The 13033-nt window shown below is 73.0% G+C and carries 12 protein-coding genes and 1 pseudogene; 9 read left to right on the forward strand and 4 right to left on the reverse strand.

The window, feature by feature from the left end:
- A pseudogene (locus ACFWYM_RS34050) lies at positions 1-651 on the reverse strand (hypothetical protein); the annotation flags it as partial.
- A 15-nt stretch (positions 652-666) separates the two neighbouring features.
- Here ACFWYM_RS34050 and ACFWYM_RS34055 point away from each other — a divergent pair.
- Entirely contained in the window at positions 667-1389 is a 723-nt protein-coding gene (locus tag ACFWYM_RS34055; RefSeq protein WP_384846137.1) for a hypothetical protein, read from the forward strand.
- Positions 1390-1476: 87 nt separating this feature from the next.
- Here ACFWYM_RS34055 and ACFWYM_RS34060 read toward each other — a convergent pair whose 3' ends face one another.
- Positions 1477-2766: a DUF1015 family protein gene (locus tag ACFWYM_RS34060; protein ID WP_384846139.1), complete on the reverse strand. Its 1290-nt coding sequence runs from the start codon at positions 2764-2766 to the stop codon at positions 1477-1479.
- A 71-nt stretch (positions 2767-2837) separates the two neighbouring features.
- Between ACFWYM_RS34060 and ACFWYM_RS34065 the strand changes: the two genes are divergently transcribed.
- The 4 genes from ACFWYM_RS34065 (at position 2838) to ACFWYM_RS34080 (ending at position 7073) form a co-directional block, all read left to right on the forward strand.
- Entirely contained in the window at positions 2838-3902 is a 1065-nt protein-coding gene (locus tag ACFWYM_RS34065) for an HAD hydrolase-like protein (RefSeq protein WP_384846141.1), read from the forward strand.
- Between the two features lie 174 nt (positions 3903-4076).
- Complete coding sequence (locus ACFWYM_RS34070) at positions 4077-5123, forward strand: FecCD family ABC transporter permease (protein WP_384846143.1); 1047 nt, start codon at positions 4077-4079, stop codon at positions 5121-5123.
- On the forward strand, positions 5120-6148 hold the full coding sequence (locus ACFWYM_RS34075; protein ID WP_384846145.1) for a FecCD family ABC transporter permease: 1029 nt from the start codon (positions 5120-5122) through the stop codon (positions 6146-6148). The genes ACFWYM_RS34070 and ACFWYM_RS34075 overlap by 4 nt, the downstream gene beginning before the upstream one ends.
- 34 nt (positions 6149-6182) lie before the next feature.
- Positions 6183-7073, forward strand: a complete 891-nt coding sequence (locus ACFWYM_RS34080; RefSeq protein WP_384846147.1) for an ABC transporter ATP-binding protein — start codon at positions 6183-6185, stop codon at positions 7071-7073.
- Here the strand turns inward: ACFWYM_RS34080 and ACFWYM_RS34085 are convergent.
- Positions 7057-7404: an SCP2 sterol-binding domain-containing protein gene (locus ACFWYM_RS34085; protein WP_384846149.1), complete on the reverse strand. Its 348-nt coding sequence runs from the start codon at positions 7402-7404 to the stop codon at positions 7057-7059. The genes ACFWYM_RS34080 and ACFWYM_RS34085 overlap by 17 nt on opposite strands.
- 42 nt (positions 7405-7446) lie before the next feature.
- On the opposite strand from ACFWYM_RS34085, the gene ACFWYM_RS34090 reads away from it, so the two are divergent.
- From ACFWYM_RS34090 to ACFWYM_RS34100, 3 genes are read left to right on the forward strand one after another with little or no spacing between them, the layout of a single operon-like run.
- Positions 7447-7812 (forward strand): hypothetical protein, encoded by a 366-nt coding sequence (locus tag ACFWYM_RS34090; RefSeq protein ID WP_384846151.1) that lies wholly within the window; start codon positions 7447-7449, stop codon positions 7810-7812.
- A gap of 7 nt (positions 7813-7819) precedes the next feature.
- Complete coding sequence (locus ACFWYM_RS34095) at positions 7820-8635, forward strand: TlyA family RNA methyltransferase (protein WP_384846153.1); 816 nt, start codon at positions 7820-7822, stop codon at positions 8633-8635.
- Positions 8632-9537 (forward strand): NAD kinase, encoded by a 906-nt coding sequence (locus ACFWYM_RS34100; protein ID WP_384846155.1) that lies wholly within the window; start codon positions 8632-8634, stop codon positions 9535-9537. The genes ACFWYM_RS34095 and ACFWYM_RS34100 overlap by 4 nt, the downstream gene beginning before the upstream one ends.
- A 69-nt stretch (positions 9538-9606) precedes the next feature.
- Here ACFWYM_RS34100 and ACFWYM_RS34105 read toward each other — a convergent pair whose 3' ends face one another.
- Positions 9607-10956 (reverse strand): FtsX-like permease family protein, encoded by a 1350-nt coding sequence (locus ACFWYM_RS34105; protein WP_384846157.1) that lies wholly within the window; start codon positions 10954-10956, stop codon positions 9607-9609.
- A gap of 222 nt (positions 10957-11178) precedes the next feature.
- On the opposite strand from ACFWYM_RS34105, the gene recN reads away from it, so the two are divergent.
- Positions 11179-12906, forward strand: coding sequence for a DNA repair protein RecN (gene recN, locus ACFWYM_RS34110; RefSeq protein WP_384846159.1), 1728 nt, complete (start codon positions 11179-11181; stop codon positions 12904-12906).
- Positions 12907-13033 lie beyond the last annotated feature (127 nt).

Raw genomic sequence — 13033 nt, forward strand, 5'->3', positions numbered from 1 at the left:
GAGCGTGGTGGGTTCCGGCGCGATGATCGCCCGGACCGGCGTGATGGTGGGGATCGTCCCTCGTATCGGCGTGACGACCGGGACCGCGGTGACCGCGGTGACCGCGGTGGGTTCCGGCGGGACGACAACCGTGGTGGTGGCTTCCGCCGAGATGGTGACCGTCCCTCGTACCGTCGTGACGACCGTGACCGGCGGGACAGCGGTGACCGTGACCGGCCCTCCTACCGGCGCGATGACCGGCGTGATGACCGGCGTGACAACGACCGTCCCTCGTACCGTCGTGACGACCGTGACCGGCGTGACGTTCGTCGTGATGACCGTGATCGTGGTGAGCGTGGTGGGTTCCGGCGCGATGATCGCCCGGACCGGCGTGATGGTGGGGATCGTCCCTCGTATCGGCGTGACGACCGGGACCGCGGTGACCGTGGTGGGTTCCGGCGGGACGACAACCGTGGTGGTGGGTTCCGTGGGCGGGACAACGACCGGGGGCGTGGGCCGCGGCGTGATGACCGTGGTGGGCGGCCCGGTGGGTTCCGTGGGCGGGACGATCGGCGGGACGGGGACCGCGGTGGCTTCCGGCGTGATGACCGGGAGCGGGCCGATCGCGAGCCGATCAAGCGGCTGCCGATCCCCGAGGACGTCACCGGGCACGAGATCGACAAGGACGTGCAGCAGGAGCTGCAGAGCCTGCCCAAGGGGCTTGCCGAGGACGTCGCCAAGAACCTGGTGATGGTCGCCAAGATGATCGACGAGGACCCGGAGCTGGCCTACGGGTACGCGAAGGTCGCGCTGCGGCTCGCGTCCCGTGTGGCCGCCGTGCGGGAGGCGGCGGGCTTCGCGGCGTACGCGAACCAGAAGTACAGCGAGGCACTCGCCGAGTTCCGGGCCGCGCGGCGCATGACCGGTGGTGTGGAGCTGTGGCCCGTGATGGCGGACTGCGAGCGCGGGCTCGGGCGGCCCGAGAAGGCGCTGGAGATGGCCGGGGCGCCCGAGGTGCACAAGCTCGACAAGGCCGGCCAGGTCGAGATGCGGCTCGTGGCCGCCGGTGCCCGGCGTGACATGGAGCAGATCGACGCCGCCATCGTCACCCTGCAGAGCCCCGAGCTGGCGTCGAACTCCGTGCAGCCCTGGACGGCGCGGCTGCGGTACGCGTACGCCGACGCGCTGCTCGCGGCCGGGCGTGAGGACGAGGCGCGCGAGTGGTTCGCGAAGGTCATCGAGTCCGACAAGGACGGCAGCACCGACGCCTCGGACCGGCTCGCCGAGCTGGACGGAGTCGAGTTCGTCGACGCCTTTGACGAGGGCGATGAGGGCGATGAGGGCGATGAGGGCAACACCGGTGATGTCCGTGACGCGGACGGCGGCGAAGGTGCGGCCAAGAGCGAGTGAGTGAACGCGTGAGCGTGTGAGCGCGTGAACTGAGGGCGGGGCTTCGATGAGGCGAAGCCCCGCCCTTTTGTTGTCTGTTGTGTTCGTTCAGTCGGTGAGGCTGCGCAGCACCAGGCCCGTCGCGGGCTTCGGACCGAACGACGTGGACTTGCGGGGCATCGTGACGCCCAGGCGGGCCAGGTCGCGGACGACCCCCTCGCGCACCGGGTGCATGAGGACGGCCGTGCCGCCGTCGCGGTCGGCCTTCTCGACCGTGGCCTCGGTGTCGTGGATGTACATGATGTGTTCCGGGGCGTCCGGGATCTTCCAGATGTGGTCGAGCAGGGTCGCGTGCAGGACGGTCGCGTCCAGGCTGCGCCACGCCTCGGGCTTGTCCGCCGGGATCGTGCGGGAGAGGAGCTCGGGGGACGGGCGGTCGACCAGGTGGAAGGCGCCGTCGCCCGCGAGGACGAAGGCGTTGCCGTGCGCGGACGCCTCGGCGAGGGCTTCCAGGGCGTGCGGGAGCGGGCCCTCGACCGGGCGCACACGGAAGGCTCCGTCGAGCGAGGCCAGGGCCTCGGCGAGGGGGAGCCGGCGCAGATAGCGGTGGATCGCGCGGACCCGCAGCGGATACCGGGCCGAGTCCACGAGCAGCACCAGGCCGTAGTCCCAGGGGCTGGGCGAGGGGTGCTCGGTGCGCAGACGCAGGTTGGTGGCCCAGCGGTGGTGGCCGTCGGCGATGAGGGCCTGCTGGTGGGCGAGATCTGACCGGATCTGGTCGAGTTCGGCGGGGTCCGTGACGGCCCACAGACGGTGGCTGAAGCCGTCTTCCGTCGTGGTGGAGAGCAAGGGTGCGCGGTGGATGGTCCGCTCGATGACCGCCGTCGCGCCCGTGGCGTTGCCGTCGCCGAGGTAGGTGAGGAGCAGCGGTTCCAGGTTCGCGGCCGTCGCGCGCATCAGGGCGGCGCGGTCCTCGACGAGGTGCGGCATGACGTCCTCGTGGGGCAGGACCACGCCGTCGGCCGCCTCGGTGAGCCGCAGGGCGCCGATGATGCCGCGCTGCAGTATGTCGCCGTCGCGCTGCTCGTACACGTACAGGCCGGCGGCCGGGTCCGGGGTGAGGATGCCGTCCGCGCGCCAGGCGTCGAGTGTGTCGGCCGCCTGTCGGTTGCGGGCGGCCGGAGTGGTCGCCTGCGGCAGGATGAGGCGGACGATGTTGTGCGGGTCGGCCGACTCGAGGTGGAGCAGGCCGTCCGGCCTGACGATCACGTCGTACGGCGGGGAGGTCACGGCGGCGAGACTGCCGACGCGCTCCGGGTCGTAGCGCAGGCCCCGGAACGGGATGAGGTCGAGACCGCCTGCGGCGTCCATGACGTCCGTATGACCCGCGATGTTCATTGAGGCATCGTATGTGTGTCCACGGCGTGCGAGAGGATCGGGGCAGTGGATCTGATGAGGAGCGATGTGTAATGAGCCAGACCGCGAGCCGGGCCACGGAGCGCAGCGGCAGCCGGAGCGTCAGGACGCGTCCCGACGGCAGCGAGCGGGCGTTGAACGAGGCGTACGACACGGCGCTGCTCGATCTGGACGGGGTCGTGTACGCGGGCGGGCTCGCGATCACGCACGCCGTGGAGTCGCTGGCCACCGCGCGGGCGGCGGGCATGCACCTCGCGTACGTCACGAACAACGCGCTGCGCACGCCGGACACGGTGGCGGAGCATCTGACGGAGCTCGGGATTCCGACCGGGGCCGGGGATGTCATCACCTCGGCGCAGGCGGCGGCCCGGCTGATCAGTGAGCAGGTGCCGGCCGGCTCCCGGGTGCTGGTGATCGGCGGCGAGGGGCTGCGGGTCGCGCTGCGGGAGCGGGGCCTGGTGCCGGTGGAGTCGGCGGACGACGAGCCGGTGGCGGTTGTGCAGGGGTTCGGCGGGCCCGAGCTGCCGTGGGGGCGGTTCGCGGAAGCCTGCTACGCGATCGCACGCGGAGTGCCGTGGTTCGCGTCCAACACGGATCTGACGATTCCGAGCGGCCGTGGCATCGCGCCCGGCAACGGCGCGGCCGTCGAGGTCGTCCGGATCGCGACGGGTGCCGAGCCGCAGGTGGCGGGCAAGCCGCTGCCCCCGATGCACCGCGAGACGATCCTGCGGACCGGTGCGAAGCGGCCACTGGTGGTGGGCGACCGGCTCGACACGGACATCGAGGGCGCGTTCAACGGGGAGGTCGACTCGCTGCTCGTGCTGACCGGGGTGACCGATGGCGCGCAGCTGCTCGCCGCCGTGCCCGAGCACCGGCCGACGTATGTGGACGCGGACCTGCGCGGACTGCTGACCGGGCAGCCGGAGGTGGTCGCGGACGGGGCCGGGTTCCGCTGCGGAGGCTGGACGGCGCGGGCCGAGGACGTGTCCCTGGAGCTGTCGGGGGACGGTGACGTGCTGGACGGGCTGCGGGCGCTGTGCGCGGTGGCGTGGACGGACGCGGGGGACGGGGCGTGTGCGCTGGACGGCGGGAAGGCGCTGGCGCGGCTGGGGCTCTGAGCCTTGGTGACCGGTGACCGGTGACCGGTGACCGGTGGTCTGTGGCCGGTGGCCCGTGACCGTGGCCGGTGGATGGAGCGGGGGATTCCGTGGGCCGGAACGGAGGACTTCCGGCGGTCGGAATCAGGGACTCCGGAGGATGGACCGAGGTGGAGGGTAGGCTAACCTAACCGGGTGTTGGTCGACAGTCCCCCCGAGCCCCGCGCGGAGACCGCCCCCGCGCCGCCCTCCAGCCGCCGAGCGATACGCGTCCTCGGACTGTTCGCCTCGGTCCTGGTGCTCGCCCTCATCGCGGCGGCGAGCATCGCGGTCGGCTCCAAGCAGCTGTCCATGGACCAGGTCTGGCACGGCCTCTTCCACGACTCGGGGACCTTCAGCGACGTCGTGGTCGGCGAGCGTCTCGCGCGCACGCTGCTCGGACTGCTCGTCGGCGCCGCGCTCGGCCTGGCCGGCGCGGTCCTGCAGGCGCTGACCCGCAACCCGCTGGCCGACCCCGGACTGCTCGGCATCAACATGGGCGCCTCGGCCGCCGTCGTCACCGCCATCAGCTTCTTCGGGGTCTCCTCCGTGAGCGGCTATGTGTGGTTCGCCTTCGTGGGCGCCGCGCTCGTCGGCGCCCTCGTCTATCTGCTCGGCGGCACCCGCAACGCGACCCCGGTGCGGCTCGCGCTCGCGGGCACGGCCATCACGGCGGCGCTCTACGGCTATCTGCAGGCCGTGATGATCCTGGACAACGCGGCCCTGGACAAGATGCGCTTCTGGCAGGTCGGTTCGCTGGCCTCGGCCAAGATGGAGACCATCTGGCAGGTACTTCCGTTCCTCGCCGTCGGCCTGGTCATCGCGCTCGGCCTGGCCCGGCCCCTCAACGCCATGGCGATGGGCGACGACACCGCCCGCGCCCTCGGCGCCCACCTCGGCCGCATCCGCGCCCTGTCGATGCTCTCGGCGACGCTGCTGTGCGGCGCCGCGACCGCCGCCTGCGGGCCCATCGTCTTCGTGGGCCTGATGGTGCCGCACGTCGTGCGCTCCTTCACCGGCCCCGACATGCGCTGGATCCTCCCGTACGCGACGATCCTCTCTCCCGTGCTGCTCCTGGGCTCCGACGTCGTCGGACGGATCGTGGCGCGCCCCTCGGAGCTGCAGGTCGGCGTGGTCACCGCGGTGCTCGGCGCCCCGGTCTTCATCTTTCTCGTACGACGCCGGAGGTTGGCGCAGCTGTGAAGGCGATACGCACCCGGGGCGGGCTCTCCGTCCGGCTCGACCTGCGCGCTGCCGTGGTCGTCCTCGCCCTGATCGTGGCCGCGCTCGTCGCGAGCGTCGTGCTCATCGGCACCGGCGACTTCGAGATCCCGGCCGCCGACGTCGTCCGCACCCTGCTGGGCAACGGCGACGCCGGGCAGGAGTTCATCATCAACGACCTGCGTCTGCCCCGGGTCCTCGTGGGGCTCCTGGTCGGCGGCTGCCTCGGGCTCGGCGGGGCGCTGTTCCAGTCCGTCTCGCGCAATCCGCTCGGCAGCCCGGACGTGCTCGGGCTCGGGCAGGGGGCGACCGCAGGGGCGCTCACCGTGATCGTGGTGTTCCACGGGAGTGCGACGCAGGTCGCCGTGGGGGCGCTCGTCGGCGGTCTGGTGACGGGGCTCGGCATCTATCTGCTGGCCTGGAAGCGGGGCGTGCACGGCTACCGCCTCGTCCTCGTCGGCATCGGAGTCGCCGCCTTCGCCACCGCCGTCAACGGCTATCTGCTCACCAAGGCCGACTTCGTCGACGCGGCGCGCGCCGTCGTGTGGATGACGGGGTCCCTCAACGGCCGGGACTGGGACCAGGTCTGGCCGCTGCTCGTGGCCTTCGCCGTCCTGGTGCCGCTCGTCATCGCGTACGGGCGTCCGCTGCGGATGCTCGAGATGGGCGACGACACCGCGTACGCGCTCGGCGTCGGCGTGGAGCGCACCCGGCTGCTGCTCCTGACGGTCGCCGTCCTGCTGACCGCGGCCGCCACCGCCGCGGCCGGCCCCGTCTCCTTCGTCGCGCTGACCGCGCCGCAGATCGCCCGGCGCCTCACCCGCTCGCCCGGACCCAATCTGATGGCCGCGACCTGGATGGGCGCCACCCTGCTCATCGTCGCGGACTGGGCCTCGCAACGGGCCTTCGGCGCCGACCAGTTGCCCGTCGGCGTGGTGACCGGAGTGCTCGGCGGCATCTATCTGCTGTGGCTCCTCGTCACCGAGCGCAAGGCAGGCCGCATATGAGGGCGGGCCGGCCGGACACGAAGGCAGGCCGGACATGACCGCGACGCAGAAGAATTCCCCGCTCAGCCAGAGGAGCAGTACCGCAGTGAACCGCCTCATCGCCGACGACGTGACCCTCGGCTACGACCAGCGCGTCATCGCGGAGAAGCTGTCCGTCGAGATACCCGACCACTCCTTCACGGTGATCGTGGGGCCCAACGCCTGTGGCAAGTCCACGCTGCTCCGCGCCCTGTCCCGGATGCTCAAGCCCTCGGCGGGCCGGGTCCTCCTGGACGGCAGCGTCATCCAGTCGATGCCCGCGAAGAAGGTGGCCAGGACGCTGGGGCTGCTGCCGCAGTCGTCCATCGCGCCCGAGGGGATCACCGTGGGCGACCTGGTGGCGCGGGGCCGCTATCCGCACCAGGGGCTGCTGCGGCAGTGGTCGGGCGAGGACGAGCGGATCGTCGAGGAGTCGATGGCGTCGACCGGCGTCGCCGAGCTCGCGGACCGCTACGTCGACGAGCTCTCCGGCGGCCAGCGCCAGCGCGTCTGGATCGCCATGGCCCTCGCCCAGCAGACCCCGCTGCTGCTCCTCGACGAGCCCACCACCTACCTCGACATCCAGCACCAGATCGACGTCCTCGACCTCTGCGCCGACCTGCACGAGGAGCAGGGGCGCACGCTGGTCGCGGTGCTGCACGACCTCAACCACGCGGCCCGGTACGCCACCCACCTCATCGCCCTGCGCGACGGCCGGGTGGTCGCCGAGGGGGCGCCCTCCGAGATCGTCACGGCGGAGCTGGTGGAGGAGACCTTCGGGATGCGCTGCCAGGTCATCGACGACCCGGAGACGGGGACGCCGCTGGTGGTCCCGGCGGCGCGGGCGCGGCGTGCGAAGCCGGTGAAGACGGCAGCGACGGGGGAGACGGCTAGAGCAGCGTCCTGAGGCGCAGCAGGTCGCGGAAGCCCGCCTCCAGCCTGACCCGGCCCGAGGCCCACGCCTTCGCGAAGTTCAGCTCGCCGCCGACCATCGCGACCAGGTCGTCGCCGGTCATCGCGAGCCGGATCTGGGCCTTCTCGCGGGGCGGCCCGGCATAGGTGTCGAGCACCTCGATCCGACCGTCCTGGAGGCGGCCCGCGAAGGTCGTGTCCAGGTCGGTGATGCGGCAGCTCAGCGAGCGGTTCAGGGCGGCGGCGCCGCGCACGTCGCCGTCGGCGGCCGCCAGGTTGTCCGAGAGTTGGTCGAGTGCGGTGCGGCACTCTTCGATCGTCGCCATCGTGATCGACGGTACTCCACGGCCACGAGGTAGCGTCGTGCCATGAGCGACTCGACGCCGGGCCCGGAGCCCGAGCTCCCGCAGGCCGAGGCCGAGGTTCCCGAGGGACCCGCGTACGACGCCGAGGTGACCGAGGAACCCGCGGACGACGCCGAGGTGACCGAAGAACCCGCGGACGACCCGGCCGCCCCCGCCCCGCTGGCCGTCCCGCGCACCCCCACCGGGAACGCCGAGGTGGACGCCCAGCTCGACCGGCTCGGCGACACCGACCACCTCGCCACGGACGGCCACATCGAGGTGTACGAGGATGTACACCGGGGCCTGCGCGACACGCTGACCGCGCTCGACGCACGCCCCGGCCCTCCCGCTCCCTCGGGGGAGCCCACCCCTACGTACAACAGGAGCTGAACCGAACGTGGCAGGAGTGGCACGCCGCCGCCTCGACGCCGAGCTGGTCCGCCGGAAGCTGGCGCGCTCGCGCGAGCACGCAAGCCAGCTGATCGCCGCCGGCCGGGTGTCCGTCGGCAAGACCCTCGCGACCAAGGCCGCGACCCAGGTGGAGACGGCCGCCGCGATCGTCGTCACCCAGGACGACAGCGACCCCGACTACGTCTCGCGCGGCGGCCACAAGCTCGCCGGGGCGCTGGCGGCGTTCGTCCCGCTGGGCCTCGAGGTCGAGGGGCGGCGCGCGCTGGACGCGGGCGCCTCCACCGGCGGGTTCACCGATGTGCTGCTGCGCGCCGGGGTGGCCCATGTCGTCGCCGTCGACGTCGGCTACGGCCAGCTCGCCTGGTCGCTGCAGAGCGACGACCGGGTCACTGTGAAGGACCGTACGAACGTACGGGAGTTGACGCTCGACGCCATCGACGACGTCCCGGTCGACCTCGTCGTCGGCGACCTGTCCTTCATCCCGCTCGGCCTGGTGCTGCCCGCCCTGGTGCGGTGCGCGGCGCCCGACGCGGACCTGGTCCTCATGGTCAAGCCGCAGTTCGAGGTCGGCAAGGAGCGGCTCGGCAGCGGCGGTGTGGTGCGCAGCGCCGAGCTGCGGGCCGGGGCCGTGCGCGAAGTGGCCCGGCAGGCATGGGGACTTGGCCTCGGCGTGCGGGGCGTGACCGCCAGCCCGCTGCCCGGACCTTCCGGAAATGTCGAGTACTTTCTGTGGCTGCGCGCCGGGGCGCCCGAACTGGACCCGGCGGACGTTGACCGTGCCGTGGCGGAGGGGCCCCGTTGACAGACACCCGAGCTCGTACTGTTTTCCTGCTCGCCCACACCGGACGGCCTGCCGCCATCCGCAGCGCCGAACTCGTCGTCGAGGGGCTGCTGCGCAGCGGCATCGGGGTGCGGGTCCTGGAGGCGGAGGCGGCGGACCTGCCCCTTCCGTCGTCGGTGCAGCTGGTCAAGGAGGCCACGCCCGCCTGCCTCGACGGGTGCGAGCTCCTGATCGTGCTCGGCGGTGACGGGACGCTGCTGCGGGGCGCCGAGTTCGCGCGCGCCTCCGGGGTGCCGATGCTCGGCGTGAACCTGGGCCGGGTCGGCTTCCTCGCGGAGGCCGAGCGGGACGACCTGGACAAGGTCGTCGACCGGGTCGTCACGAAGGCGTACGAGGTCGAGGAGCGGATGACCGTCGACGTCGTCGTGCACAGCAACGGCGATGTGGTGCACCGCGACTGGGCCCTGAACGAGGCCGCCGTGCAGAAGATGTCGGCCGAGCGGATGCTCGAGGTCGTCCTGGAGATCGACGGGCGGCCGGTGACCGGCTTCGGCTGCGACGGCATCGTGTGCGCGACGCCGACCGGGTCCACCGCGTACGCGTTCTCGGCGGGCGGCCCGGTGGTGTGGCCCGAGGTCGAGGCGCTGCTGATGGTCCCGATCAGCGCCCACGCCCTGTTCGCCAAGCCCCTGGTGACCTCGCCGGACTCGGTGCTCGCCGTCGAGACGCAGCCGCACACGCCGCACGGGGTGCTGTGGTGCGACGGGCGCCGGACCGTCGAACTGCCCGCGGGGGCGCGGGTGGAGGTGCGGCGGGGGGCCGTTCCGGTGCGGCTCGCGCGGCTCCATCACGCGCTGTTCGCGGACCGGTTGGTGGCGAAGTTCGCGCTGCCCGTGGCCGGGTGGCGGGGGGCGCCGCATTAGGGCACCCGAAGGGCAGGGCGCCGTACGGGGCTCTGCCCCTTTCTGCCGATCGTCCTTCGGGCCCCGTCGTCAAACGCCGGACGGGCTGAGAAGTCGCCGCCGCAGCACCATCCGCACCGGCAGTCCCGTGGCCAGCATCGTCAGCAGCAGCACGCCCCCGCCGATCCCGGCGAGCACCGGCAGCGGCACGTACGGCACCGGTGAGCCGTACAGAGTGCTGAGCATCGGGGCCAGCGTCACGAAGGCGACGGCGGCGCCGAGGAGCAGGGCCGTGCCCGCGACAACCACCGACTCCCACACCGCCATGGCCCGCACCTGCTTGCGCTGGGCGCCGACCACGCGAAGCAGGGCGAGGTCGCGGCGGCGTTCGAGGGAGATCATGGCGAGGGTGTTGGCGGCGGCAATCGCGGCGAAGCCCGCGTACAGGGACGTGCCCACGTAGTCGAGCCAGATCTCGCCCTTGGTGCCGCCGGAGCCGGTGTGGTGCGCGGCCGTCGTATGCGTGGCGATCTTGATCAGGCCGAAGCCGACGACCAGCACGAGCGGCAGCACGGCGGCCGCGAAACGGCGGGGCTGGGAGCGGACGTTGAGGGGCGCGAGGCGCGCGCCGGTGCCGCCGAAGCGGCCGACGAGGGCCGAGACCAGGCGGGCCGCGGGCCCGATGATGCGCGGCCCGAGCAGGCCCACGCCGAGGCAGAAGAGCAGCAGGACGAAGAACGCGGCCTGGCCCGCGTCCTCGGCGGACTGCCGGGTGAGCAGGACCGAGAGCGCACCGGCGCCGAGCACCGCGAGCACGCCGAGCGGCGCCCGCACCACGCCGAGGCGGCGCCGTCCCGCCGCGGCCTCGGCCAGGGCGCGGGCGGGCTTGAGCAGGGAGAAGCGGAGCGCGGAGAGCAGACCGCCGAGCACCGACGTCACCACGGCGACACCGAGGCAGACGGGCAGCGCGAGCCAGCTGAAGCGGAAGGTCACCTCCGGTGGGAAGAGGCCGTGCGTGACCATGCCGGAGGCCCACCAGCGTGCCACCAGGCCGCCGAGCAGGAAGCCCAGGAACGCGGCGGGCACGGAGGCCATGAGCGCCTGCACGGCGACGGCCCGGCGGACCTGGCGGGGGCGGGCGCCGATCGTGCGCACTAGGGCGAGCTCGCGGTGCTGCTGGGCGACGGCCGTGCCCATCGTCGAGGCGATCACGAAAATCGACAAGTAGATCGAGCTCATCAGGAGCACGACCGCCATGTCGCCCACGTCGTTGGCCGCCATCACCCGGCGCGCGTGCGCCGAGAGCCCGTCGCCGCTCGTGACGAGGAGCATCATCATCGAGGCGCTCACCACGGTCGCCGCGAACAGCGCGGCGACGGCGGTGCCCACGAACGCCGGGCGGTGGGCGCGCAGTGCGGCCCGGGCCAGTCCTGTACTCATGTCCACCAGGGTGGTAGGGCGGGGGCCGCGAGCGCGATGGGGCGGGCACCAAGATCATCTGGGGGATATCCCCACCACCGCCCGGGCGCCGCCGACCCCACTCCCGCGAGTGACAAGGCCGGTTCTGGGGCCCTTTGCGACCTGCGCCTTCGCGGACGGCTGCCGGGGGCCGTCGCACGGGAGCCCCATGACCTCGTAAGGTCTTGTTCCGTGTTGGAGGAGATGCGGATACGGTCGCTCGGAGTCATCGACGACGCGGTCGTCGAACTGTCACCCGGCTTCACCGCCGTGACCGGTGAGACCGGCGCGGGCAAGACGATGGTGGTCACCAGCCTCGGCCTGCTGCTCGGCGGGCGCGCGGACCCGGCCCTGGTGCGGATCGGCGCGAAGTCGGCGGTCGTGGAGGGGCGGATCGCCGTCCCCCAGGGCGCCGCCGCGGTCGTGCGCGCCGAGGAGGCGGGGGCCGAACTCGACGACGGGGCGCTGCTGATCAGCCGGACCGTCTCGGCGGAGGGCCGCTCGCGGGCGCACCTCGGCGGGCGCTCCGTGCCGGTGGGCCTGCTGTCCGAGCTCGCCGACGACCTCGTCGCCGTGCACGGCCAGACCGACCAGCAGGGCCTGCTCAAACCGGCCCGGCAGCGCGGCGCCCTCGACCGGTACGCGGGCGACACGGTCGCCGTGCCGCTCGCCAAGTACACGGCCGCCTACCGCAGGCTGCGGGCCGTCGCCACCGAGGTCGAGGAGATCACCACGCGCGCGCGTGAGCGCGCCCAGGAGGCGGACCTGCTGCGCTTCGGCCTCGACGAGGTCGCGGCCGTCGAGCCGCGCGCGGGCGAGGACGTCGAACTCGCCGCCGAGGCCGAGCGCCTCGGCCACGCGGAGGCCCTCGCCTCCGCCGCGACGGCCGCGCACGCCGCGCTCGCGGGCAACCCCGAGGACCCCGAGGGCGTCGACGCCTCGACGCTGGTCGCGGGCGCGCACCGGGCACTTGAGGCCGTACGGTCCCACGACCCGGCCCTCTCGGCCCTCGCCGACCGGATCGGCGAGATCGGCATCCTGCTCGGCGACGTGGCGGGGGAGCTCGCCGGGTACGCCGACGACCTGGACGCCGACCCGCTGCGGCTCGCGGCCGTGGAGGAGCGGCGGGCGGCGCTGACCCAGCTGACCCGGAAGTACGGCGAGAACATCGACTCGGTGCTCGCGTGGGCCGAGGAGGGCGCCGCGCGGCTCACCGAGCTCGAGGGCGACGACGACCGGTTGACCGAGCTGACCGCCGAGCGGGACGCCCTGCGGGGCGAACTCTCCGGTCTCGCCCAGGAGTTGACGCAGGCCCGGCAGGAGGCGGCGTCGCGGTTCGCGGCGGCCGTGACGGAGGAGCTGTCGTCGCTCGCGATGCCCCACGCGCGCGTGTCCTTCGACGTGCGCAGCACGGAGGTGGCCGAGGACGCCGACGGCGTGGAGGTCGACGGGCGCTTCGTCGCGTACGGGCCCGCGGGTGTGGACGAGGTCGAGCTGCTGCTCGCCCCGCACCCCGGTGCGCCCCCGCGGCCCATCGCCAAGGGCGCGTCCGGCGGTGAGCTCTCGCGCGTGATGCTCGCGGTGGAGGTCGTCTTCGCTGGCACGGACCCCGTGCCGACGTACCTCTTCGACGAGGTGGACGCGGGCGTGGGCGGCAAGGCGGCGGTCGAGATCGGGCGGCGGCTCGCGAAGCTGGCGAAGTCGGCGCAGGTGGTGGTCGTCACGCACCTTCCGCAGGTGGCGGCCTTCGCCGACCGGCAGTTGCTGGTGGAGAAGACGAACGACGGGTCGGTGACACGGTCCGGGGTGCAGGTGCTCGAGGGGGAGGACCGGATCCGGGAGCTGTCGCGGATGCTGGCGGGGCAGGAGGACTCGGAGACCGCGCGGGCGCATGCGGAGGAGTTGCTGGCGGCGGCGAGGGTGGACCGCTAGCCCTCCGCTGGGGGCGCGGTGATGGGGCGGCGCCCCCGATTCCGGTACGGCATTCCGGTACGGCTCAGGCTCCCCGTACGGAAGAAATCGTGAAGTAACCCGCGGTAGCCGACCGGAAACCGTCCCG

The organism is Streptomyces sp. NPDC059009 (assembly GCF_042740175.1).
GTDB lineage: Bacteria > Actinomycetota > Actinomycetes > Streptomycetales > Streptomycetaceae > Streptomyces.

Coding starts and splice junctions, on each gene's coding strand:
- ACFWYM_RS34085 (WP_384846149.1), bottom strand. CDS start 7,404: ATGGCGACGATCGAAGAGTGCCGCACCGCACTCGACCAACTCTCGGAC.
- ACFWYM_RS34060 (WP_384846139.1), bottom strand. CDS start 2,766: ATGAACATCGCGGGTCATACGGACGTCATGGACGCCGCAGGCGGTCTC.
- ACFWYM_RS34080 (WP_384846147.1), top strand. CDS start 6,183: ATGACCGCGACGCAGAAGAATTCCCCGCTCAGCCAGAGGAGCAGTACC.
- ACFWYM_RS34105 (WP_384846157.1), bottom strand. CDS start 10,956: ATGAGTACAGGACTGGCCCGGGCCGCACTGCGCGCCCACCGCCCGGCG.
- recN (WP_384846159.1), top strand. CDS start 11,179: ATGCGGATACGGTCGCTCGGAGTCATCGACGACGCGGTCGTCGAACTG.
- ACFWYM_RS34065 (WP_384846141.1), top strand. CDS start 2,838: ATGAGCCAGACCGCGAGCCGGGCCACGGAGCGCAGCGGCAGCCGGAGC.
- ACFWYM_RS34090 (WP_384846151.1), top strand. CDS start 7,447: ATGAGCGACTCGACGCCGGGCCCGGAGCCCGAGCTCCCGCAGGCCGAG.